Genomic DNA, 22541 nt, shown 5'->3' with positions numbered 1-22541 from the left:
GTCGGGTCGGGCTCCCACCCTGTCAGTCCCAGAACACCCGGTCCACCACCGCCCGCGCCCGCCGGGTGGTGCGCAGGTAGTCGTTGACCATCGCGTCGGTCTCCCCCGGCCGGTAGCCCAGCACCACCGCCACCGCGGCCCGCTCCCGGACGTCGCGGGGCAGCTGGTCGGCCGGCTTGCCGCGGACCAGCGTGGCGGCGTTGCGTACGGCGCTCACCGACCGCCACGCCTGGGCCAGGACCTGCGCGTCGTCGGGCGCCAGCAGCCCGGCGTCGAGAGCGCCCTTCAGCGCGTCGAGGGTGCGGGGGGTGCGCAGCTGCGGGTGCCGGCCGGCGTGCCGCATCTGCAGCAGCTGGATCGTCCACTCGATGTCGGCGAGGCCGCCGCGGCCGAGCTTGAGGTGCAGGTGCGGGTCCGCACCGCGGGGCAGTCGCTCCTCGTCGACCCGGGCCTTGATCCTCCGGACCTCGATGACGTCGTCCTCGGAGATCCCCTTCTCCGGGAACCGCAGCGGGTCGATCAGCTCGGTGAACCGCCGGCGCAGGTCCTCGTCGCCGACCACCGCGTCGGCCCGCAGCAGCGCCTGGAACTCCCACGCCGCGGACCACTTCGCGTAGTACGCCGCGTAGGAGTCGATGGTGCGCACCAAGGGGCCCTGCTTGCCCTCGGGCCGCAGGTCGGCGTCGACCTCGAGCGGCGGGTCGGAGCCCGGCGCCGCGAGCAGCCGGCGGACCTCGTTGGCCACGGCATGGGCGTACGTCGAGGCGACCTGCGGTTCCGCGCCCTCGACCGGGTCGTGCACGAACATCACGTCGGCGTCGGAGCCGTAGGACAGCTCGAAGCCGCCGTACCGGCCCATCGCGACGACCGCGATCGCCGTGGGGACGGCGTCCAGCCCGCGCTGGGCGGCGACCGCCTCCCCGGCCACCGACAGCGTGGCCTCGAGGGTGGCGTCGGTGAGGTTCGAGAGCCCGGCGCCGACCGCGGTCACCTCGAGCTCGCCGACCAGCTCGCCGACCGCGATCCGCAGCAGCTCGCGGCGGCGTACGGCGCGGATCGCGCGCACCCGCTCCTCCGGAGTGTCCTGGCGGCCGGCCGCCGAGAGCATCTCGAGCATGAGCGCCTCCGACGAGAGCGGGGCGAGGTCGCCGCCCAGCACCCGCACCCCCTGCGGCTCGCGCTGGAGCAGGTCGGTGGCGTAGCGGGAGGTGGCCAGCACCCGCGCCAGCCGCTCGGCCACCTCACCCTCGTCGCGCAGCATCGCGAGGTACCAGTGGGTGGAGCCGAGCGCGTCGCTGATCCGCCGGAACCCGAACAGCCCCGCGTCCGGGTCGGGGGCGTCGGCGAACCACTCGAGCATGACCGGCAGCAGGGTGCGCTGGATGGCGGCGGTCCGCGACACTCCGGCGGTGAGTGCCTCGAGGTGACGCAGCGCGGCCGCCGGGTCCTGGTAGCCGAGCGCCGACAGTCGCTGCATCGCGGCCTCGGGCGAGAGCCGCACGCCTTCGCCGGGGATCCGGGCGACGGCGGCGAGCAGCGGGCGGTAGAACAGCTTCTCGTGCAGCCGGCGCACCTCGACCCGGTGGTGGCGCCACTCCTTGTCGAGATCGACGGCGGGCTCCCTGGTGTAGCCCAGCGACCGGCCGAGGCGGCGCATCGCGTCCTCGTCGTCGGGCACGACGTGGGTGCGCCGCAGCTGGAAGAGCTGGATCCGGTGCTCGAGCCGGCGCAGGAACGCGTAGGCCTCGTGCATGGACTGCCCGTCCTCCCGCCCGACGTAGCCGCCGGCGGTGAGCGCGGTCAGGGCGGAGAGCGTGGCCGGCACCCGCAACGTCTCGTCGGCGCGACCGTGCACGAGCTGCAGCAGCTGCACCGCGAACTCGACGTCGCGCAGGCCTCCGGAGCCGAGCTTGAGCTGCCGCTCGGCCTCCTGGGCGGGGATGTGCTCGAGCACCCGGCGCCGCATCGCCTGCACGTCCTCGACGAAGCCGTCGCGCTCGGCGGCCGACCACACCATCGGCGCGACCATGGCGACGTACTCCCGGCCGAGGTCGAGGTCGCCGGCCACCGGGCGGGCCTTGAGCAGCGCCTGGAACTCCCAGGTGCTGGCCCAGCGCTCGTAGTAGCCGCGGTGGCTGGCCAGGGTCCGCACCAGCGGCCCGGACTTCCCCTCGGGCCGCAGGGCCGCGTCGACCGGCCAGATCGTGCCCTCGGCGGTGTTGTCCGAGCAGACCTGCATGAGGTGCGAGGCGAGCTGGGTGGCGGCCCGCATCGCGGCGTTCTCGGGCGCGGCGTCGGCAGGTTCGAACACGAAGATCACGTCGACGTCGGACACGTAGTTGAGCTCGTGCCCGCCGCACTTGCCCATCGCGACCACCGCCAGCCGGGCACTGTCGGCGGCCTCCCCGACCCGGGTCCGGGCGATCGCGAGCGCACCCTCGAGGGTGCCGGCGGCGAGGTCGGCGAGCTCCGCGGCGATGTCGTCGACGCCGACGTGGTGGGTCAGGTCGCGGGACGCCATCCGGAGCAGGATCCGGCGGTACTCCACGCGCAGCGCGTCCACCGCCTCGCGGTCCGGGAGGGTCGAGGCCGGGGCGGGGTCGGCCGGGTCGGCGCCGACGGCCCGCAGCAAGGTATCCCGGACGGCGTACGCCGCGGGGCGGGTCGAGCCGAGCGTCGGGTCGGTGAGCTCCCGCCAGTGCTCCGGGTGCCGGTGCAGGTGGTCGGCCAGCGCGGTGGACGCGCCGAGCACGCAGAGCAGCCGCATCGCCGTGCCCTCGTCGTCGGCGAGCGCGGCCAGCATCCCCGGACCGTCGTCGCCGAGCCGCTCGACCAGCCGGACCAGCCCGTCGAGGGCCAGGTCGGGGTCGGCCGCGCGGCCCAGGATCGGCAGCAGCGCGAAGCCCGCCTCCCCCAGGCCGTCGAGCTCGGCGCGCGCGTGCTCCGCGTTGCGGAAGCCGGCGCGCAGCAGCCCGCCCTTGGTGGGCCGCTCGCCGTCCTCCTGCCCGGGAGCGCTCATGGGGCGGCCAGTGCCGCGAACCGCGCGACCACGGGCTGCCACGCCGCCTCGAGCTCGGTGGCGGCCTCCTCGATCCCGGCCAGCACCGCCGCCTGGTCGATGCCCTTCTCCAGGTGGTCGTCGCGATCGCCGTCCGCCCACGACTGGAGCACGGTGACGTCGACCTCGGGATGGCTCTGCACCCCCCAGACCGTGGCCGCGAACCGGATCGCCTGCGGCTCCTGCTCGGGGGTCGCGGCCAGCAGCGCGGCGCCGTCGGGCAGCACGGTCACGACGTCGCTGTTCCACTGGACGCCGCGCCGGGGCAGGGCGGAGCCGGCCAGCAGCGGGTCCTGTGCGGCCGGTGGCAGCCAGCCGTGCTCGATCAGCCCGACCTGCTGGCCGCGCGGGTTCTTCTCGACGGTGCCGCCGAGGGCGACCGCGATCAGCTGGTGGCCCAGGCAGATGCCGAGCGTGGGCAGCATCGTGTCGACGGCCTCGCGGATCATCGTCCGCACCTGCGGCAGCCAGGGCGCGTCGAGGTCGTCGTTGGCGCCGACGGACCCGCCGAGCACCAGCAGCGCGTCGTACGGCGCCAGGGCCGGCAGCGCGTCGCCGGCGTACGGGCGGCACACCTCGACCACGCAGCCGGCGTCGGCGAGCCAGCGGCCCACGTGCGCGGGCGGGCAGGCGGCCTCGTGCTCGACCACCAGGACGACGGGGGACGTCACGGCGACGGCCTCAGATGACCGGCAGCATCAGGTCCCGCTCGTGCACGGAGACCTGGCCGCGGTAGTCGTCCCACTCCGAGCGCTTGTTGCGCAGGAAGAAGTCGAAGACGTGCTCGCCGAGCGTCTCGGCGAGCAGCTCGGAGCTCTCGGCGATCCCGATCGCGTCGTAGAGGCTCTTCGGCAGCGGCTGGATGCCGAGGCTCTTGCGCTCGCGCTCGGTCAGCGACCACACGTCGTCCTCGGCCTCTCGCGGGAGGTCGTAGCCCTCCTCGATGCCCTTGAGCCCGGCGGCCAGCGTGACCGCGAACGCGAGGTAGGGGTTGCAGGCCGCGTCGATGGTGCGCAGCTCGATGCGGGTGGACTGGCCCTTGTTCGGCTTGTACATCGGCACCCGCACCATCGCGGAGCGGTTGTTGTGACCCCAGCAGATGTACGACGGTGCCTCGCCGCCGCCGATCAGCCGCTTGTAGGAGTTCACCCACTGGTTGGTGATGCAGGTGATCTCCGCGGCGTGGGTGAGCACGCCGGCGATGAACTGGCGGCCGGTCTTGGAGAGCTGGTACTCCGCACCGGCCTCGAAGAACGCGTTGCGGTCACCCTCGAACAGCGAGACGTGGGTGTGCATGCCGGAGCCGGGGTGGCCGGTGAACGGCTTGGGCATGAACGTCGCCCAGATGTCCTGGCTCAGCGCCACCTCCCGGATCACGGTGCGGAAGGTCATGATGTTGTCGGCCGTGCTCAGCGCATCGGCGTACCGCAGGTCGATCTCCTGCTGGCCCGGTCCGCCCTCGTGGTGGCTGAACTCGACCGAGATGCCCATCGACTCGAGCATCGTGATCGCCTCGCGGCGGAAGTCGGCGCCCATCGACTGGGCGGTGTGGTCGAAGTAGCCGCTGCGGTCGACCGGGACCGGCTCGGCGCCGGGCTGCGGGGTGTCCTTGAAGAGGTAGAACTCGATCTCGGGGTGGGTGTAGAAGGTGAAGCCCATCTCGGCGGCCCGGCCGAGGGTCCGCTTGAGTACGTAGCGCGGGTCGGCGTACGACGGGCTGCCGTCGGGCATCACGATGTCGCAGAACATGCGCGCGGTGGACGGGCCGTCGCCGCTGCGCCACGGCAGGATCTGGAACGTCGACGGGTCGGGCTTCGCGAGCATGTCGGCCTCGTAGACGCGGGCGAAGCCCTCGATCGCCGAGCCGTCGAAGCCGATGCCCTCGCTGAACGCGCCCTCGAGCTCGGCGGGCGCCACCGCCACCGACTTGAGGAAGCCCAGCACGTCGGTGAACCAGAGCCGGACGAAGCGGACGTCGCGCTCCTCGAGCGCGCGCAGCACGAAGTCTTCCTGCTTACCCATGTGGGCAAGCGTAGGGCTATCCCCCTCGGCTGCTGAGAAGTACTCACGGAGCGACGCACGCTCCGCATGTGGTCCGCAGCGTCACCACCGGGGACCACGTGCGAACCAGTGCTGATCAGCCGTCGTGATCGAGATCGATACGGCCGTAGTAGAGGAAGTTGTTTCCTCCGCTGCCTGCCTGGAACTCCCCGGTCGTCGGATTGCCCTTCACGCCGGCAATCACATCGATGAACTTGACCAACCCGTGGGCGTCCGCCAAGACACCGCTCACGCCGATGATCTTGTGACTGCAGCCTCCACCCACCTCCAGGGCAGGGTCAGAGGACCGGCAGAAGCCCTTGGCATAGGCCCCTTCGAACGTGTATCTCGTCCGGAACCTGCCTCGCTCCCCCCGGAGCTTGCCGGCGAAGACCTCGCGACCCTTCTCGAAGTACAGGTCGTAGTCGTCGAGCTCTGTGCACTTGTAGCTCTGGACGAAGCCGCTCCAGCAGCCCACGAGGTCTCCGGTCAACGCGAGCGCGAAGTCCGACCCTGGGAGTCCGCAGTCAGAAGCCGTGCTGTTACCGGAGACGAAGACAGGTTTCCTGTCCCCGCCCGCCAAGGCAGCACTCCCACCTATGAGCATCGTCGATGCGAGGGCAATGGCCAGGAGCACCCTCGCGCCGCGGAGTGACGTTCCGCGCACCTTGTTCGTCATGTCGAATTCTCCTTTGACTTCTCTCCTTCGTGTTCCTTCGTGTCGACGCCAGGCTGGGCCGCCTCCGGGGGGCGCCGAACGGACCGTCGCGACTGCGTGGCCAGCGCAGTCACAGGGTTCACCGGGGTCTGCGGCGAGTCGTCCTCCGCGCGCTCTCGCAAGAGGTGGCCCCGGGGGGACGTCTCGATCCGCCTCCCGCCCCAGTCTCCGAGCTGTCCACCGTCAGCGGGCGAGCGCCCTGTTGCCTACCGGTTCAGAGTCCTGCGGCGCCCTGGCGCCGTCAACGCGGTCGATACCACGGCGATCCCGGTCCCACGCGGCGGCAGTACCCGCCGCTGGCCCACCCGGTTGCCTGGTTGCAGTGGCGAGTGGTCCCAGCAACGACGGCCTCAGGCGGTGGCGCCCCGTCCACGTTCGGGCGCGCCGCCTGCCGCACCGTCGCGGACCCGGACGCAGCAGCGGGCCGGATCGGGGTCGAGCCCGGGCTCGACCCCGGTGCAGCCGAGCCCGTCGGCGACCGCCTCGACGAAGGCCAGGTTCATCCCGCAGACCAGCTCGGTGTGGTCCGAGGCGAGCCGGTCGAAGGGGCAATTGTGCAGCAGCAGGTCACCGTCGACGCGGGGCTCGAAGCCGAACGTGGCGAGCACGCCGGCCACCCGGTCCAGATCGGTGGCACCGGGGTCGGGCTCGCTCGCCTCGACCGCCCGGGCGCCCGCGTCGCCGGCGGCCGCGCGCACGGCGTCCTCGATCGGCGTACCGGCCAGGGAGCGTTCGACCGCGTCGGCGAGCACGTCGCCGGCGAGGTCGTAGCTGCGGTGCGGCAGGCTGACCGCGACCTCCTTGCCCGAGCGGCGGTAGAGCTTGGCAGGGCGTCCGGCACCCGGGCCGGTGCGACCGGTGAGCCTGCGGAACTCGGTGACCAGCAGGCCCTCGTCGACCAACCGGTCGAGGTGGAACTTGGCGGTGTGACGGGGCACGGCGACGCCGTCGGCGGCCTGCTCGCGGCTCACTGCGCCCGGCTGGTCGGCCACGAAGCGGTAGAGCGCCCGGCGGACCGGATCCGCGAGCGCCCCCAGCTTGGTCACACGGCGACCGAAGGCCTCGTCCATGGACATGGGCCCCTTTCTAACAGACCCCGGACCACCCCGGAAGTCTAACGGACAGACCCGTTGCTGAAAGAGTCTCGCAGGTCTATCGTCGAAATCAACTTCTCATAGACCGGAGGCAGAGATGGCCCTCACCCACACCTGGCACGACATGGTCGAGGACATGCGCGGCGAGATGCACGACATCGCGACGATCACGCACGTGGCACCGGCCCGCCAGGCCTTCCTCATGCTCTGGGCGACCTTCGTGGTGGCCCCGATCCTGTTCGGCGTCGACAAGTTCGCCGAGGTGCTCACCGACAACTGGGCGGGCTACCTCGCGGGCTGGGTGAACGACCTCGTCCCGGGCACCGCCCAGCAGGCGATGTACGCCGTCGGCGTGGTCGAGATCCTCGCCGGCGTGCTGGTCGCGCTGGCGCCCCGGATCGGCGGGTACGTCGTCGCCCTGTGGCTGGCCGGCATCATCGTCAACCTCGTGTCGACCGGCGAGTACTACGACATCGCACTGCGCGACGTCGGCCTGCTCGTGGCCGCGCTGGCCCTGGCCCGGCTGGCCGCGACGTTCCACCACCGGGAGGAGACCACCTGACCTGCACGGGTGCGGCGGTCAGGCGGTCGGGACGCTGCGTTCGATCTCGGCCAGCCAGGCCGCCGCGCCGGCATCCGACGGCATCCGCCAGTCACCGCGCGGCGACAGCGACCCGCCGGCGCTCACCTTGGGTCCGTTCGGCAGCGCCGATCGCTTGAACTGGCTGGAGAAGAACCGCTTCACGAAGACCTCGAGCCAGTGGCGGACCGCGGCCAGGTCGTACGCCGTGCGGCGCTCGACCGGGAAGCCCGGGGGCCACTCCCCCGCCTCCGGGTCGTGCCACGCGTGCCAGGCCAGGAACGCGATCTTGCCCGGCCGGGCCCCGCGCCGCAGCACGTGGAACAGCGTGAAGTCCTGCAGCGAGTAGGGCCCGACGGAGTCCTCGGTCGCCTGCGGCTTCTTGCCCTCCTCGGTGGGGATCAGCTCGGGGGTGATCTCCTGGTCGAGGATCTCCCCGAGCACCTCGTTGGTGTCGTCGTCGAACTCACGCTCGGAGATCACCCAGCGGATCAGGTGCTGGATCAGCGTCTTGGGCACGCCGGTGTTGACGGCGTAGTGCGACATCTGGTCCCCGACGCCGTACGTGCACCAGCCGAGTGCGAGCTCCGACAGGTCGCCCGTGCCGAGCACGATGCCGCCGCGGTGGTTGGCCAGCCGGAAGAGGTAGTCGGTGCGCAGCCCGGCCTGCACGTTCTCGAACGTGACGTCGTAGACCGGCTCTCCCTCGGAGAAGGGGTGGTCGAGGTCGTGCAGCATCTGCCGCGCGGCCGGCGTGATGTCGAGCTCCTCGAAGGTGACCCCGAGCGCCTTGGACAGCCGGGTGGCGTAGGACTTCGTGGTCTCGCCGGTCGCGAAGCCCGGCATCGTGAACGCGTGGATGTCGCTGCGCGGGCGGCCCAGCCGGTCCATCGCGCGGGCGGCCACGATCAGCGCGTGCGTCGAGTCGAGGCCGCCGCTGACGCCGATGACGACCTTGGGCTGGCCGATCGCGTGCAGCCGCTGCTCGAGCCCGGAGACCTGGATGTTGTAGGCCTCGTAGCAGTCCAGGGCCAGCCGCTGCGGGTCGTCCGGAACGAACGGGAACCGGTCGACCTTGCGCCGCAGCCCGATGTCGCCCTCCGGCGGGCTGACTCTGAACCCGATCCGCCGGAACGACCTGCCGCCCTCCCCGGTGGTCGAGGAGCGAGCGCCAGCGAGCGTCTCGAGACCACCATCCGGCCCGATCCCCAGCGTCCGCCGGTTGTCGTCGAACGTCCCCTGCCGCAGCCGCTCCTGCCGGATCCGGTCGAGGTCGACGTCGGCGACGCTGCGCCGTGCCCCCTCGGGGAACCGCTCGGTCTCGGCGAGCAGGTCACCCACCTCGTAGACCAGGGTCTGACCGTCCCACGACAGGTCGGTGGTGGACTCGCCCTGTCCGGCCGCGGCGTAGAGGTACGCCGCGAGGCACCGCGCGCTGGCGCTGCGCACCAGCAGCCGCCGGTCCTCGGCCCTCGCGACTGTGATCGGGCTTCCGGACAGGTTGGCCAGCACGGTGGCCCCGGCCAGGGCGGCCTCGGCGCTCGGTGGCACCGGCACCCACATGTCCTCGCAGATCTCGACGTGCAGCGCCAGGCCGGGCACGTCGGTGGCGCTGAAGATGAGGTCCGGCCCGAACGGCACCTCGCGGCCGCCGAGCACGATCGTGGACCCGCGCCGGTCGTCGCCGGGGGCGAAGTGCCGGCGCTCGTAGAACTCGCGGTACGTCGGGAGGTAGGACTTGGGAGCGACGCCGAGCACCGCGCCGCGGTGGATCACCACCGCGCAGTTGAGCACCCGGGTGCCGTGCACCAGCGGCGCGCCGGCCACGATCACCGGACGCAGGTCGACGCTCGCCGCGACGATCTCCTCCACCGCTGCGACCACCCCGTCGAGCAGGGTGTCCTGGAGGAAGAGGTCGTCGATGGCGTAGCCGCTCAGCGCCAGCTCCGGGAACACCGCGACCGCGACGCCGTCCTCGTGACAGGCCCGGGCCTCGGCAAGCACCGCGGCGGCGTTCGCGGCCGGGTCCGCGACCGTGACGGGGACCGTGCATGCGGCCACCCGCGCGAAGCCGTGGGCGTAGGCGCTGTAGAAGTCCACGGTTCGAGTCTAGGGGTGGCGTGCGCCGCTCACCGGCGGTACGTCGCGCGCCACGCGGCCGCCCGGGCGCCGTCGAGCTCCTCGATCAGGACCACCTCCAGCCCGTCCCGGGCCAGGCCCTCCACGAACCCGCGCTCCAGCGGGAACGGCGGGCCGGCGTCGGCGGGCGACGACCCGTCGGCCCGGAACGCGATGGCGAGCAGCGTGCCGCCGTCCGCGACCAGCCCGGTCACTGCCTGCGCCGCCGCGGAGCGCGGCGGTTCGGGCAGCGCCTGCAGGGTGAAGATCTCGACGACCAGGTCGAAGGACCGCTGCCACTCCGGCGGCAGCGCGAGCAGGTCGGCGACCCGGAAGTCGACGCCGGACCCGGCGAACCGCTCGCGGGCCACCTCGACGGCGGTGGGGGCCACGTCGAAGGCGGTCACGGTGAACCCGAGCGACGCGAGGTACACCGCGTCCGCGCCGAGGCCGCAGCCGACCACGACCGCTGTCCGGCCGGTCCCGTCCAGGCCCTGGCGGCCGGCCCACTCCTTCAGCAGGACCTGGGGCTCGACCCGGTCCCACGGCATGCTGACCGCGCCGGCAAGCCCCTCGGCGTACAGCTCGTCGAACCAGGCCGTCGGCTGCTCCCGCCCGATCGCGGCGGTGGCCAGCTCGTCGGCCCGGACGTCCCAGTCCCGGGGCTCGCTCGTCGGAGTCATGCCCCCATCGTCGCCTACCCGACCGTCAGCCGGCCGTGGTGGTGGCGACGGGGAGCTGGTAGGTGCCGATCCCCGGGTAGTGGTCGGAGTAGCCCATCGAGAAGATGACGGAGGCCGTCGCCGCGCGCTGGTTCGTCCAGACCTGGTCGATCAGCGACTTCGAGTGGGTGCCGCGATTCCAGTCGTGCCGCGTCGCCCAGTTGGAGGCGAAGCTCTGACGGCGGAAGCTCATGAACGGCAGCTTCGTGCGCCGGGTCCGTTCGTCGGCGACCCACCCCACGTTGAAGTCGCCGGTGACGAAGACCTTGGCGCTGCGCTTCTCGGCCGCCACGACGTCCATCAGGTTCGCGATCTGACGGGTGAAGAGGCGCCAGACCCGGGGTCGCCCGGGCACCGGGTTGCCGCCGTACACGGCGCCGGGGGTCAGGTGGACGTTGACCACGGTCAGCCGCTGGCGCGTGGTGTCGTCACGCAGCCGGACCACCGCCGAGAAGATCGGAGCGACGTACTGCCCGGGCCTGCCGAGCTCGTTGCCGATGTAGGTGCGGGCGCTCAGCCGCCGGTGCGTCGCGGAGAGCTTCGTGAAGCGACTGCTGTCCCAGATGACGGGGTTCTGCTCGCCGTAGCCGCGCGCGGGACGGAAGTAGCCGAAGCCGGGCAGGTTCGCCAGCACGGCTTCCTTGTCACGGTGGTTGACCTCCTGCAGACCGGCCACGTCGACCCGGGTCGCCAGGTCGCGCACGGCACGCTCGAAGGTCGCCGTGCTGACCCCGGCACGGATGTTGTAGGTGCCCATCCGGGTCGTCACGGTCTGGGCAGCAACCGCGCCCTGGCTTGCGGGAACGGTCGCCAGCGGCGCGGCCAGGCCCAGGGCCACCACGAGGGCAGCGGGGAGCGTCCATCGGCTTCGGGTCATCGGAACCTCCGAGAAGGCTGCGGGGCGAGGCGGTCCCGGCCCGCTAACGGCAAGCATAACTTTCCGATCTGCGGGCCGCACGGCGATCCGCGAAGTGATCGAGCGGACATCCTGCCCGACTCCCGCCCCAGAGCCCAGACGCCGTGCGCACGTCATGTCCTCGAGGCCGGATCACCCGACGAATGCACGGATCGCCTGACCTGTGCCGCCGTACGGCGTGTCGCCCTGTGCGGCTGGAGATCCGCGCGGATATCGACCAGGACGTGCGACACGCGGGCACCGCCGGACACACCCCCGTGGTTTCGAGACGCTCGCCGGCGCTTGCTCCTCAACCAGCGGGGCACAAGACCTGGCCGCTCGGCGGGGTCGGGACAAGAGGTGGGGTGACGAGGGACACAGGGAGGACCGGGCGGGTGCAGGTCTAGCCTGAGAGACGTCCGGGGACTCCGACCGAGGAGCCACGAGAACAACGTCCGAAGGAGCTCGACATGAGCGAGGAGACCGCGCCGTACGGCACCGGTCCGCAGGCGGCGTCGGGAGCGACGTCGCCGTCCACCGCGGCACCCGTCAAGCGGGTCCGCACGCACCACCTGCGCGAGATGAAGGAGCGTGGCGAGCGGTTCGCGATGCTGACCGCCTACGAGCAGTACGCCGCCCAGACCTTCGACGAGGCCGGCATCGAGGTGCTGCTCGTCGGCGACAGCGCGTCCAACAACGTCTACGGCAACGAGACCTCCCTTCCGGTGACCGTCGACGAGCTGATCCCGCTGACCCGCGCCGTCAGCCGGTCCGTACGACGGGCGCTGGTCGTCGGCGACCTGCCGTTCGGGTCCTACCAGGCCTCGCCGGAGCAGGCGTACCACACCGGCGTCCGCTTCATGAAGGAAGGCGGCGCGCACTGCGTGAAGCTCGAGGGCGGCCAGGAGATGGTGCCGCAGATCGAGAAGATGACCACCGGCGGCATCCCGGTGATGGCGCACATCGGCTTCACCCCGCAGAGCGAGCACAGTCTCGGCGGCTACCGCGTCCAGGGCCGGGGCGACACCGCTCGCCGGATCATCGACGACGCGAAGGCGGTCGAGGCCGCGGGCGCGTTCGCGTTGGTCATGGAGATGGTGCCGGGCGACGTCGCCGCGCAGGTGACCAAGGAGCTCGCGATCCCGACCATCGGGATCGGTGCCGGCGTCGAGTGCGACGGCCAGGTGCTGGTCTGGCAGGACGCGTTCGGCCTGCGCACCGGCCGGATGGCCAAGTTCGTCAAGCAGTACGCCGACGTGCACGGCGTGCTGCTCAAGGGCGCGCAGGACTTCGCTGCCGACGTGCGGGCCGGCACCTTCCCCGGCCCGGAGCACACGTTCTGAGCCCCGCCTGACCCGAGCACCGGAACGAGCCAGGCCGACCGAGGAGGTCCCGTGGAGCTGTACGACGTCATGCGGACCACCTCGGCGGTCCGGCGGTTCACCGACGACCCGCTGCCCGACGAGACGCTCCGGCTGATCCTCGAGAACGCCCGGTTCGCCCCGAGCGGCGGCAACCGCCAGGGCACCCGGATCGTCGTGGTGCGCGCGGAGGCGACCCGCCGTGCGCTGGTCGAGCTGACCGAGCCGCCGGTACGCCGCTACATGGCGCAGCGCCTGGCCGGCGAGAACCCGTGGAACACCGTCGACCCGAGCGCGGTCACCGACGAGGAGGTCGCCGCGACCGCCGTACCCTCCGACTTCACCCGGCCGCTGCTCACCGCCCCGGTGGTGCTGGTGGTCGTGGTCGACCTGCGGGTGGTGGCCGCACTGGACCGGGACCTCGACCGGATCGGGATTGTCGGCGGGGCGTCGGTCTACCCGCTCGTCTGGAACATCCTGCTGGCCGCCCGCAACGAGGGCTTCGGCGGCACGATCACGACGATGGCGGTGGCCGAGGAGCCGCGGCTCAAGGAGCTGCTCGGCATCCCCGCGCCGTACGCCGTCGCCTGCGTCGTGCCGCTCGGCCGGCCGGAGCACCAGCCCACGAAGCTGTCCCGGGTCGCGATCGCGGAGCTCACCCACCGCGAGGACTGGAGCGGCGGGCCGCTCTGACCGCGGCCCGCTGCCACCCACCCCTCGCCGGTGTAATTTAGGCATCAACCAAGACTCGCCGCGGTCCGCCCGCCGGAGCGAGGCGCAGCCCACGCCGGGCCTGCCCCGACCCGGACCACGAGACCTCTCTCACCGACGGGAGGGTGGACATGAGCCAGTGGAACGCCATGTCCCACGAGGGCAAGGACACGATCCTCCGGGTCGTGCGCAACGAAGCCGAGCAGTTCTTCACAATGGTCGACAGCGACGACTGCTGGGAGGCCCCGACAGGTGCGGGTCACTGGCAGGTGCGCGACGTCGTCGGCCACCTCGTCGACACCACCGAGGCGTACTTCGTCTCCTTCGACGCCGCCCGCAGCCACGCCGACGTGGACCCGGCGTACGGCCTGCCGGGGATGGCGGCGCGCGTCGACGCCCAGGCGCAGGCGTTCCGGGACCTGCCGCGGACCGAGCTCGTCGACCGTGCCCGTGAGGACTTCGCCAAGATGATGGGGACCTTCGAGGCGCTCACCGCCGAGGACTGGACCGACCTGCTGGTCCCGCACTTCTACATGGGGCCGTTGCCGGCGTTCTTCTACCCGGCCTTCCAGCTCATGGACTACGGCGTGCACTCCTGGGACGTCCGGCAGGGCACCGGCCGCGCACACGGCCTCTCGGGCGAGGCCGCCGACCTCCTGACGCCGTTCATGTTCGTGCTGTGGCAGGCGACCACCTCGCCGCAGGAGGGACAGGACTGCGAGGTCGGCATCCGGATCACCTCCGGCCCGAACGCCGGCGACACCCGGGTGACGATCGGGCAGGACGGCCTGCAGTACGCCGGCGGGCCGGTCGACGACATCACCACCCTCGAGTTCGACCCCGGCAGCTTCGTGCTCACCGCGTTCGGGCGCAGCAACTCGGGCACCATCAGGGGTGAGCGTGCGGTCGCCGACCGCTACCTCAACCACTTCTTCCGGATCTGAGACGAGAGGAACCCACCGCCCCATGACCGACCTCGACCTCGCCGCGATCGACGCCGAGCGGGACCGCATCCGCACCGCCCACCTCAAGCCGGACGCGGAGCGTCCGGCGTCGACCGCCCGCGGGCTGCACCACTTCGCCCTGGTCTGCTCGGACGTGGAGGAGACGATCCGCTTCTACCAGGACGTGCTCGGCTTCCCGCTGACGGAGATCTTCGAGAACCGGGACTACCCGGGCTCGAACCACTTCTTCTTCGACGTCGGGCACGACAACCTGATCGCGTTCTTCGACTTCCCGGGCCTCGACGTCGGCCCGTACGCCGAGGTGCTCGGCGGCCTGCACCACATCGCGATCTCGGTCGCGCCCGACGTGTGGGAGCGGCTGCGCGCGAACCTCGACGCGGCCGGGGTGGAGTACCTCGAGGAGAGCGGCACGTCGATCTACTTCCGCGACCCCAACGGCGCCCGGCTGGAGCTGATCGCCGATCCACTGGGCGAGATGTACGGCACCAAGGTGCTCTGAGGGAGCGCCGGGGGCGCGTACCGTGACTCCATGCAGAGTCTCGTGGCTGCCACCTTGGTGGCGCTGACCGCAACGGCCCTCTCCCCCACTGCCGGACCTGCGGCGCACGCGAGCCCGGCCGCCCCCACCGCGCGGGCCGTGCCGACCGTGCCGGAGAGGGCGCCCTCGCAGCGGGCCGCAGTGCCGCGCCTGCGGGTGACCCGGGACGCCCGTGGCCTCGCGCTCCCGTGGGACGCCCAGCCGATCGGCGGCGGCGCGTGGCTGGTCACCGAGCGCGACCGCAAGCGGCTGCTCCGGGTCGAGGACGGCCGGGTCCGGCGGATCGCGTTCCCGAGCTCGTCGGTGTGGGCGTCCGGAGAGACCGGGCTGATGTCCCTGGAGATCGATCCGAACTTCCGGCGCAACGGCCGCTTCTACGCCTGCCACGGCGGGTTCAGGCACGGTGGCGGGCACGACGTCCGGGTGGTCGCCTACACCCTCAACGACGCGCAGACCCGGGCCCGGCGGGTCCGGACCCTCCTCAAAGGAATCCAGGCCACCAGTGGTCGGCACGGCGGCTGCCGGCTGCTGATCACGCCCAACGGCTCGCTCCTCGTCGGCACCGGCGACGCCGCCGTCGGCACCAACCCGCGCAACCGCCGCTCGCTGAACGGCAAGGTGCTCCGGCTGAACCGGCTCACGGGCAAGCCGTGGCCGGAGAACCCGTGGCCGAACGCGACCAGCGTCCGCCAGCGCTACGTGCTCAACTACGGGCACCGCAACATCCAGGGCCTGGCCCGGCGCAAGGACGGGACGCTGTGGTCGATCGAGCACGGCTCCTACCGTGACGACGAGGTCAACATCGTCCGCAAGGGCGGCGACTACGGCTGGAACCCGGTCCCCAACGACCCGGGCGACCCGTCGTACAACGAAGAGGTGCCGATGACCGACCAGTCGCTGCCGGGACCCCAGATCGCCGCCCGCTGGCGCAGCGGCAACCCGACCATCGCGACCAGCGGCGGCGCGTTCGTCTACGGCAAGCGTTGGGGGGCGCTGAACGGCACGCTCGCGGTGGCCGCGCTCAAGGGCAGCCGGGTGGTGTTCATGAAGTTCGACTCCCACGGCCGCCTCGTCCGCACCTTCGTCCCGTCGGCGCTGCGTCAGTTCGGCCGGCTGCGGTCGGTCACGCGTGCTCCCAACGGCGACCTGGTGATCACCACGGCCAACGGCTCGCGGGACTCCGTGCTGCGGGTCCGCCCGCGCGGCTGACCCCGGCGTCGGCCCAGCGGCTCAGGCGGTCCACCCCAGCCACGCCCCGCCCGCGGTCACCGCCGCGAACCAGAGCACCATCGCGCCGACGGCAACGAACGGCAGCCGGCGTGGGTGCGGGGTCCACCACGCGCAGCACAGGACGAACAGCGCCAGCCAGATCAGCATCAGCACCACCACGCCCCACACGGGCGCGACCAGGCCGGAGGCGGCGTACAGGAAGAACGCGCACGCCATCAGCACCATGCCGACGAACGGCCACGGAGAGACGGCGCGCGAGCTCGGCGGCCGGACCCCGTCGGACCGCCCGGGCGCGGCCACTCAGTCCTCGAGCTGCTCGTCGTTCCAGTTGGGGTCGTTGTCCCACTCCTCGTTGCGCTCCTGGACCTTCTCCAGCGCACGCGAGGCCTCCTCGGCCGTGGCATAGGGCCCCAGCCGGTCCGCGTTGCGGCAGCCGTCGTTTCCCTCGACGGTGTGGTGCTTCAGGCAGAACCAGTACTCGCCGCTGTCGCTCATGTCGTTGAAACTACACTCGCCCCCATGTCCGCAGTAGTACCCGGAGTCATCTCGCCGCCGCGTCCCGTGCCCGCCCACATCCCACGGCCGGAGTACGTCGGTCGGCCCGGCCCCGAGCGGTTCACGGGCTCCGAGGTCAAGGACGCCGAGACCATCGAGAGGATGCGCGTGGCCAGCCGGCTGGCCGCCCAGGCACGGGAGCTGGTGGGCTCGTACGTGGTGCCCGGGGTCACCACCGACGAGCTCGACCGGATCGGCCACGAGTTCCTCTGCGACCACGGCGCCTATCCCTCGACGCTGGGCTACAAGGGCTTCCCCAAGTCGCTGTGCTCGAGCGTCAACGAGGTCATCTGCCACGGCATCCCCGACAGCACGGTCGTCGCGGACGGCGACATCGTGAACATCGACATCACGGCGTACCTCGACGGCGTGCACGGCGACACCAACGCCACCTTCCTGGCCGGCGACGTCGACGAGGAGACCCGGGCGCTGGTGGAGCGCACGAAGGAGGCGCTGGACCGCGGCATCAAGGCGGTGCGGCCGGGGCGGCGCATCAACGTCATCGGCCGGGTCATCGAGTCCTACGCCCGGCGGTTCGGGTACGGCGTGGTCCGCGAGTTCACCGGGCACGGCATCGGCACGTCGTTCCACAGCGGGCTGGTGATCCCGCACTACGACGAGGCGCAGTTCGACGACGTGATCGAGGTCGGCATGACCTTCACGATCGAGCCGATGCTCAACCTCGGCACCCACGAGTGGGACATGTGGGACGACGACTGGACGGTCGTCACCAAGGACCGCAGGCGCAGCGCCCAGTTCGAGCACACCATCCTGGTGACGCCCATCGGCGCCGAGGTGCTGACCAACCCCTGACCGGTGCGCGGGCCGGGTCCGGCGTGGCTATCCTTGTCCCGCGGACGAGCTGGCCGGGCGACCGCGGCGCACCCCTGGCGGGTGCGTCGAGGAAGGTCCGGGCTCCGCAGGGCAAGGTGGTGGGCAACACCCACCCGGGGTGACCCGCGGGACAGTGCCACAGAGAACAGACCGCCCCTCCCCGGAGGGGCAAGGGTGAAACGGTGGTGTAAGAGACCACCAGCGCTCCGGGTGACCGGAGCGGCTCGGTAAACCCCACCTGGAGCAAGATCGAGAAGCCGGGCCTCCGGGCCCGGTGCGCACACGTTCGAGGGCGGCCCGCCCGAGTGTGCGGGTGGATCGCACGAGGCGGCCGGCAACGGTCGTCCAAGATGGATGGTCGCCAACCGGCCGGTCGCGAGGCCGGCCGGCGAACAGAACCCGGCCTATGAGCCAGCTCGTCCGCACCCCCGGCCCACCGGGGGTGCGGACCGCCTGCCGCGCGGGTCTACTGCGAGGTGGGCCGCTCGATCGCGGCGATGATCTCCGGCCGCAGCCGGGACGCCGGGATGACTGCGTCCACCGAGCCGACATCCACCGCCCGGTGGATGTTGTGGACGCCGTCGAACTCCGCGGCCACCTCGCTGATCTTCTCCGCGCGCACCGCCGCCCGCTGGTCCGCGAGCTCGACGACCAGCCTGCTGCGCTCGGCGCCCGTGGCCTCGGCGACCCGCGTCTCGAGGTCGCGGACCGCCGGGCTGGCGGCGGTCCGCTTCTCCACCTCGCCGGTGAACACGACCGCCGCGGCCGGGGCGCCGCCGATGACCGAGGCGAACGAGCCCTCGATCGCGAGCACCGTCATCCGCGGGTTGAGCGCCTTGGAGAACACCACGAACGCACCGCCGTGGTAGCGCGAGATCACGCAGAACACGATCGGGCCGCGGAAGTTCACGATCGCGCGGCCGATCTCCGCGCCGTACTCGAGCTGCAGGTTGCGCATCGAGTCCGGCGACCCGTCGAACCCGGAGAGGTTCGCCAGCACCACCAGCGGGCGGTTGCCGCTGGCCGCGTTGATCGCCCGGGCCGCCTTCTTCGAGGACCGCGGGAACAGGGTGCCGGCCGTGTAGGTGTCCGGGCCGTCGGTGGGCGGGAAGCCGCGCCGGCGGATCGGCTTGGACTCGATCCCGAGCAGGCACACCGGGTGGCCGCCGAGGTGGGCGTCCTGCACCACCGCGGTGTCGGCGTCGGCCATGCCCGCCCAGCGCTCGAGCGTCGGGTGGTCCTGGTCGGCGACCGCCTTCATCACCGTGCGGATGTCGAAGGCCTTCTTGCGGTCGGGGTTGGTGGCCGCGGAGAAGATCTCGCCGACGGTGGTGAAGTCGCTGCCGTCCGCCTGGTGGGGGTACGACGAGATGTCGCGGTCCGCCGGATCGGTGGTGGCCGCCCTCCGGGGGCCGCTCTCGCCGGGCGCGACGTACGTGTGCTCGTAGTGGGCCATCAGCACGTCGAACGCACCGGCCAGGTCGGGCGCCCAGTACTGCGCCTGCCCGTTCGGTCCCATCACCCGGTCGTAGCCGCCGATGCCGTAGTTGTCCTCGGCCGAGACACCGCCGGAGAAGTCCAGCGACTGCTTGCCGGTCAGCACCATCGCGCTGTCCGGGGTCATCACGAGGATGCCCCGGGTGTGCATGAGCATCGTGGCCTCGGCGTTCCAGTAGGGCTGGGCGCCGACGTTGATGCCGGCCACGACCACGTTGATCTCGCCGCCGTCCTGGGTGAACACCACGATCCGCCGCAGCGCGGCCGCGACCCAGTCCATGTTCTCGGTGCCGGAGTCCATCGAGATCCGGGCCCCCGCCGACAGCGCGAACCACTCGACCGGGACCTGCATCCGCTCGGCCAGGTCGAGCGCGGCGATGATCCGGCTGCACTCGGCCTCGGACACCGAGCCCAGGGACTTCGTCGGGTCGCCGCAGAGCACCACGCGGGTGACACCGTCGGGGTGGAGCGGGGTCGGCGTGGTGACGACCGCGACGATGATCCCGGCCTTGTTCAGGCCCCGCGGACGATCCACCGGCACCAGCGCGCCGGTGTCGTCGAGGTCGTGCTCGACCAGCGAGCCGCCGGGACCGGTGAGCACCGCCTCCAGCTCGTACGGGTAGACCAGCCCGCGACGCCGGGCCCGGAGCACCTTCGCGGCGTAGTCGTCGAGCGGCTTGAGCACCTCCGTCGGCGGTTCCTCCACCGAGGTGACCACGCCGGCGCCCGGCTGCGCGCCGAACCGGACGCACACCGGGACCGGGGTGCCGTCCGGGCCGGCGATCCGGCCCTGCGCGAGCACCTCCTCGATGCCGGCGCCGTCGGTGAGCGGGCGGATCTTGTTGCCGAGCGCGGCCAGACCGTCGCTGTCGATCTCGACCACCGGCCAGACCTGGACCCACACGTGGTTCGTGTCCAGCTTGCTGCCGGCGGCACCGCGGGAGACCCGGGCCCGGCGGATCGCCTCCAGGCAGTTCTCGACGGCCCGCTCGGCGTGCGGGAGGCCGCTGACCCTGCCCTCCTCGTCGCGGGTGATCGCGAGCTGACGGACCTGGGCGAGCGCGACCAGCCGCCGGTCGGTCGGGTTCTCGCGGGCCACGCACTCGTAGAGCAGCACGTCCTCGGGCGCCGGGATGCGGGTGATGTCGAACTCGCGCAGCCGCCACAGGTTGAGGCGGCGCCCGACCATCGGGTGCACGCCGCGGGTCAGGTCGTCCTCGGCGTTGCCGCCCTCGCCGTCGGGACGGAACGCGAAGTAGCCGACCGGGCGCTCGGCCCCGGCGCACACGGCCACGGAGATCCGGCGCGCGGCCTGGGAGAACGGCAGCGCCTCCACCAGCGGGCGCAGCGCCGCACTGGCCTGCTCGGCGTCCTCGGGGGCCTCCGGCCAGTGCAGGTAGAGGTCGACGACGGCCTCGTGGCCCTCGCCACGGCCGGCCAGGCGCTCGTCGATCGCGGTCGCGAGCCCGCCCGCGGCCTCGGCCAGCTCGGCGTACGTGCCGATCGTGGAGACCAGGCGCGTGGGCCGGTCGTCGAGGGTGTACTCGGCGACCACGAACGGGCGGCCGGCGCCGTCGACCTGCAGGTCGACCGACTGCAGGTCGTGCAGGTCGTACTCGCGGTAGTGGCGTCGGGCCAGCACCTCGAGCATCGGCTCCTTGGCGGGCAGGCCGTCGACCATCCGCTCGGCGAGGAACTTCACGATCTGCTCGGGGATCAGGGCCAGCGACTCGATCCGCTCGGCCCGGTCGGTGAGGCCGCCGTTGGCGGCGAGGGCGGTGAGCTCGTCGCGGACCCCGGCCAGCACGTCGGTGCGCTCGGCGTCGACCTGCGGCTGGTCGAACCAGCGGAACCGGACGCTGCGGGCGAGGTCGCCGACCACCGGGAACCGGAGCTGGGTGGCGCGGCCGAGGCGCTCCAGCAGCTGCCGCACGTGCGCGGCCAGGTCGCCGGTCGGTGCGGGCTCGGCGATCCAGCAGCCGAGCAGCGCGGTCGCGATCGCCACCTCGGGGGCGAACCGCTGCTGGGCCAGGAAGATCCGGAAGACCGCCTCCTCCAGCTGCGGGGTGCGCTCGAGGTCGTGGACGCCGTAGTGGCGCAGCACCCGACCGAGCCGGTCGCTGAAGTGCTCCGGCAGCCCGCCGCGCTCGACGTCGAGGCTCTGGAGGTAGGTGTGGAAGTGCTCGCGGGAGCTGTGCACCCGCAGCTCGGTCTGGCGCTCCTCGTCGGCCGGCCGGTTGCGGCTCAGCTCCGCGAGGTCAGCGAACGTGCCGAGCAGGTCGAGCTCGTCCTCCAGCACCGACACTCCCCCGGACCGGACCTCCTCGCGCACCGCGAGGTAGCGGGACAGCGCGTCGTCCTGGTGCTCCGGCGGGACGTCGTACCCGAGGACCACCGCGACCAGGTCCGCCCGGGCCCGGGCCAGCCGCTCGGCGGGCGGACGGTCGCCGGAGGGCGCGGGCAGCTCCAGCTCGGGCCCGGTCTCGGCGGCCTCGGCCGCGTCGTCACCGTCGCCGAGCGGCTCGAGACGGACCAGCGGTGCGCCGGTCTCGACCTGGCTGCCGGTGATCACCAGCAGCTCCTTCACCCGGGCCGCGAAGGGCGCGTGCAGGACCGTCTCCATCTTCATCGACTCGAGCACCAGCACGGGTGCGCCGGCCTCGACCTCGTCGCCGGTGGCGACCGGGGTGGCCACGACCAGCGCCGGCGCCTGCGACCGCAGCACGCCGCCCTCGTCCCGGCTGACCCGGTGGGCGACCCCGTCGACCTCGACCAGCGTCGTCGGGCCGTACGTCGCGGTGACGACGTGGTGCCGGCGGCCGCCGACCACCAGCCGGCGGTGGAACTCGTCGATCCGCTCCAGCTCGGCCTCGACGGTCTGCCTGGTGCCGCCGGAGGTCACGGTGACCCGGTAGCGGGACGGGCCGGTGTTGACCGTGGAGACCTGGTGGACGGTGCCGCGCAGCTTCAGCTCGACCGGTCGGCCGGAGCTGTGCTGGACCTGCGGACGCCCGCCGTGCGCGGTCTCGAGCAGCCGGGCGACCTCGAGCTCGACCTCGTCGGCGTACGCCTCGATGCCGGCGGCGACGACCGCGACGCCGGCGTGCTCCTGGGCGACCAGGCGGCCCTCGGCGCGGACCCGGTCGATCCAGCTGGTGTCCGCCCAGCCGCCGGTGCCGTCGACGACCTCCGGCTGCGCGAGCAGGTCGAGCACGAAGCTCTTGTTGCAGGTGCCGCCCTCGATGACGACCGTGGTCTCGGTCATCGCGCGGCGGAGCCGGGCCAGCGCCTCGTCGCGGGTGCGGCCGTAGGCGATGATCTTGGCGATCATCGAGTCGAAGTCGGGCGGGATGGTGTCGCCCTCGGCGACGCCCGTGTCGACGCGCACGCCGGGTCCCGCGGGCAGGTCCAGGCGCACGATCCGGCCAGGCGCCGGGGCGAAGTCGCGGTCCGGGTCCTCGGCGTTCAGCCGGGCCTCCACGGCGTGGCCGATCTCGCCCGGCTTGGTGGCGTGGAGGTCGGTGAGACGGCCGCCGTCGGCGACGTGGATCTGCGCCTTGACCAGGTCGACGTCGGTGGTGGCCTCGGTGATCGAGTGCTCGACCTGGAGGCGGGTGTTGACCTC

The 22541-nt window shown here is 72.3% G+C and carries 18 protein-coding genes and 1 other RNA gene; 8 read left to right on the top strand and 11 right to left on the bottom strand.

Annotated features, from left to right (window positions below; all coding sequences use genetic code 11):
* Positions 1–22 precede the first annotated feature (22 nt).
* From EKO23_RS20825 to EKO23_RS20805, 5 genes are all read right to left on the bottom strand, one after another.
* The gene (locus tag EKO23_RS20825; protein WP_134720310.1) at positions 23–3019 is read right to left on the bottom strand and encodes a bifunctional [glutamine synthetase] adenylyltransferase/[glutamine synthetase]-adenylyl-L-tyrosine phosphorylase; all 2997 of its coding nucleotides are present in this window, start codon (positions 3017–3019) and stop codon (positions 23–25) included.
* Positions 3016–3729: a type 1 glutamine amidotransferase gene (locus tag EKO23_RS20820; RefSeq protein ID WP_134720308.1), complete on the bottom strand. Its 714-nt coding sequence runs from the start codon at positions 3727–3729 to the stop codon at positions 3016–3018. The genes EKO23_RS20825 and EKO23_RS20820 overlap by 4 nt, the downstream gene beginning before the upstream one ends.
* A gap of 10 nt (positions 3730–3739) precedes the next feature.
* Entirely contained in the window at positions 3740–5080 is a 1341-nt protein-coding gene (locus tag EKO23_RS20815) for a glutamine synthetase family protein (protein ID WP_134720306.1), read from the bottom strand.
* 115 nt (positions 5081–5195) lie between these two features.
* Positions 5196–5777, bottom strand: coding sequence for a hypothetical protein (locus tag EKO23_RS20810; protein ID WP_134720304.1), 582 nt, complete (start codon positions 5775–5777; stop codon positions 5196–5198).
* A gap of 389 nt (positions 5778–6166) precedes the next feature.
* The gene (locus tag EKO23_RS20805) at positions 6167–6892 is read right to left on the bottom strand and encodes a helix-turn-helix transcriptional regulator (protein WP_246051217.1); all 726 of its coding nucleotides are present in this window, start codon (positions 6890–6892) and stop codon (positions 6167–6169) included.
* Between the two features lie 115 nt (positions 6893–7007).
* On the opposite strand from EKO23_RS20805, the gene EKO23_RS20800 reads away from it, so the two are divergent.
* On the top strand, positions 7008–7472 hold the full coding sequence (locus tag EKO23_RS20800) for a hypothetical protein (protein WP_246051216.1): 465 nt from the start codon (positions 7008–7010) through the stop codon (positions 7470–7472).
* An 18-nt stretch (positions 7473–7490) separates the two neighbouring features.
* On the opposite strand, the gene EKO23_RS20795 is transcribed toward EKO23_RS20800, so the two are convergent.
* From EKO23_RS20795 to EKO23_RS20785, 3 genes are read right to left on the bottom strand one after another with little or no spacing between them, the layout of a single operon-like run.
* Entirely contained in the window at positions 7491–9590 is a 2100-nt protein-coding gene (locus EKO23_RS20795) for an NAD(+) synthase (protein WP_134720302.1), read from the bottom strand.
* A 29-nt stretch (positions 9591–9619) separates the two neighbouring features.
* A complete protein-coding gene (locus tag EKO23_RS20790) occupies positions 9620–10291 on the bottom strand; it encodes a class I SAM-dependent methyltransferase (RefSeq protein ID WP_217702732.1) in 672 nt (223 codons plus the stop codon).
* Positions 10292–10316: 25 nt separating this feature from the next.
* The gene (locus EKO23_RS20785) at positions 10317–11207 is read right to left on the bottom strand and encodes an endonuclease/exonuclease/phosphatase family protein (protein WP_167880578.1); all 891 of its coding nucleotides are present in this window, start codon (positions 11205–11207) and stop codon (positions 10317–10319) included.
* A 488-nt stretch (positions 11208–11695) separates the two neighbouring features.
* On the opposite strand from EKO23_RS20785, the gene panB reads away from it, so the two are divergent.
* The 5 genes from panB (at position 11696) to EKO23_RS20760 (ending at position 16009) form a co-directional block, all read left to right on the top strand.
* A complete protein-coding gene (panB, locus tag EKO23_RS20780; RefSeq protein ID WP_134720297.1) occupies positions 11696–12568 on the top strand; it encodes a 3-methyl-2-oxobutanoate hydroxymethyltransferase in 873 nt (290 codons plus the stop codon).
* Between the two features lie 51 nt (positions 12569–12619).
* A complete protein-coding gene (locus EKO23_RS20775; protein WP_134720295.1) occupies positions 12620–13279 on the top strand; it encodes a nitroreductase family protein in 660 nt (219 codons plus the stop codon).
* A gap of 149 nt (positions 13280–13428) precedes the next feature.
* Complete coding sequence (locus EKO23_RS20770; RefSeq protein ID WP_217702731.1) at positions 13429–14241, top strand: maleylpyruvate isomerase family mycothiol-dependent enzyme; 813 nt, start codon at positions 13429–13431, stop codon at positions 14239–14241.
* 22 nt (positions 14242–14263) lie between these two features.
* Positions 14264–14761: a VOC family protein gene (locus tag EKO23_RS20765; protein WP_134720292.1), complete on the top strand. Its 498-nt coding sequence runs from the start codon at positions 14264–14266 to the stop codon at positions 14759–14761.
* Between the two features lie 30 nt (positions 14762–14791).
* The gene (locus EKO23_RS20760) at positions 14792–16009 is read left to right on the top strand and encodes a PQQ-dependent sugar dehydrogenase (RefSeq protein WP_134720290.1); all 1218 of its coding nucleotides are present in this window, start codon (positions 14792–14794) and stop codon (positions 16007–16009) included.
* A 21-nt stretch (positions 16010–16030) separates the two neighbouring features.
* Here the strand turns inward: EKO23_RS20760 and EKO23_RS20755 are convergent, their stop codons facing one another.
* Both EKO23_RS20755 and EKO23_RS20750 read right to left on the bottom strand, forming a co-directional pair.
* The gene (locus EKO23_RS20755) at positions 16031–16330 is read right to left on the bottom strand and encodes a hypothetical protein (protein WP_134720288.1); all 300 of its coding nucleotides are present in this window, start codon (positions 16328–16330) and stop codon (positions 16031–16033) included.
* Complete coding sequence (locus EKO23_RS20750) at positions 16331–16525, bottom strand: hypothetical protein (protein ID WP_134720286.1); 195 nt, start codon at positions 16523–16525, stop codon at positions 16331–16333.
* A gap of 24 nt (positions 16526–16549) precedes the next feature.
* Here EKO23_RS20750 and map point away from each other — a divergent pair, with 24 nt between their 5' ends.
* Positions 16550–17398: a type I methionyl aminopeptidase gene (gene map, locus EKO23_RS20745; RefSeq protein WP_134720284.1), complete on the top strand. Its 849-nt coding sequence runs from the start codon at positions 16550–16552 to the stop codon at positions 17396–17398.
* A gap of 45 nt (positions 17399–17443) precedes the next feature.
* Positions 17444–17842, top strand: an RNA gene (gene rnpB / locus EKO23_RS20740) — RNase P RNA component class A.
* A 43-nt stretch (positions 17843–17885) separates the two neighbouring features.
* Here the strand turns inward: rnpB and EKO23_RS20735 are convergent.
* On the bottom strand, positions 17886–22541 hold a 4656-nt coding region (locus EKO23_RS20735; protein ID WP_134720282.1), incomplete at its 5' end, for a carboxyl transferase domain-containing protein.

It is taken from the genome of Nocardioides guangzhouensis, from assembly GCF_004519545.1.
Lineage (GTDB): Bacteria > Actinomycetota > Actinomycetes > Propionibacteriales > Nocardioidaceae > Nocardioides > Nocardioides guangzhouensis.
This window is presented reverse-complemented; position numbering and strand designations above follow the sequence as displayed.

Coding starts and splice junctions, on each gene's coding strand:
- EKO23_RS20750 (WP_134720286.1), bottom strand. CDS start 16,525: ATGAGCGACAGCGGCGAGTACTGGTTCTGCCTGAAGCACCACACCGTC.
- EKO23_RS20810 (WP_134720304.1), bottom strand. CDS start 5,777: ATGACGAACAAGGTGCGCGGAACGTCACTCCGCGGCGCGAGGGTGCTC.
- EKO23_RS20785 (WP_167880578.1), bottom strand. CDS start 11,207: ATGACCCGAAGCCGATGGACGCTCCCCGCTGCCCTCGTGGTGGCCCTG.
- map (WP_134720284.1), top strand. CDS start 16,550: ATGTCCGCAGTAGTACCCGGAGTCATCTCGCCGCCGCGTCCCGTGCCC.
- EKO23_RS20760 (WP_134720290.1), top strand. CDS start 14,792: ATGCAGAGTCTCGTGGCTGCCACCTTGGTGGCGCTGACCGCAACGGCC.
- EKO23_RS20825 (WP_134720310.1), bottom strand. CDS start 3,019: ATGAGCGCTCCCGGGCAGGAGGACGGCGAGCGGCCCACCAAGGGCGGG.
- EKO23_RS20765 (WP_134720292.1), top strand. CDS start 14,264: ATGACCGACCTCGACCTCGCCGCGATCGACGCCGAGCGGGACCGCATC.
- EKO23_RS20815 (WP_134720306.1), bottom strand. CDS start 5,080: ATGGGTAAGCAGGAAGACTTCGTGCTGCGCGCGCTCGAGGAGCGCGAC.
- EKO23_RS20805 (WP_246051217.1), bottom strand. CDS start 6,892: ATGTCCATGGACGAGGCCTTCGGTCGCCGTGTGACCAAGCTGGGGGCG.
- EKO23_RS20770 (WP_217702731.1), top strand. CDS start 13,429: ATGAGCCAGTGGAACGCCATGTCCCACGAGGGCAAGGACACGATCCTC.
- EKO23_RS20800 (WP_246051216.1), top strand. CDS start 7,008: ATGGCCCTCACCCACACCTGGCACGACATGGTCGAGGACATGCGCGGC.
- panB (WP_134720297.1), top strand. CDS start 11,696: ATGAGCGAGGAGACCGCGCCGTACGGCACCGGTCCGCAGGCGGCGTCG.
- EKO23_RS20790 (WP_217702732.1), bottom strand. CDS start 10,291: ATGACTCCGACGAGCGAGCCCCGGGACTGGGACGTCCGGGCCGACGAG.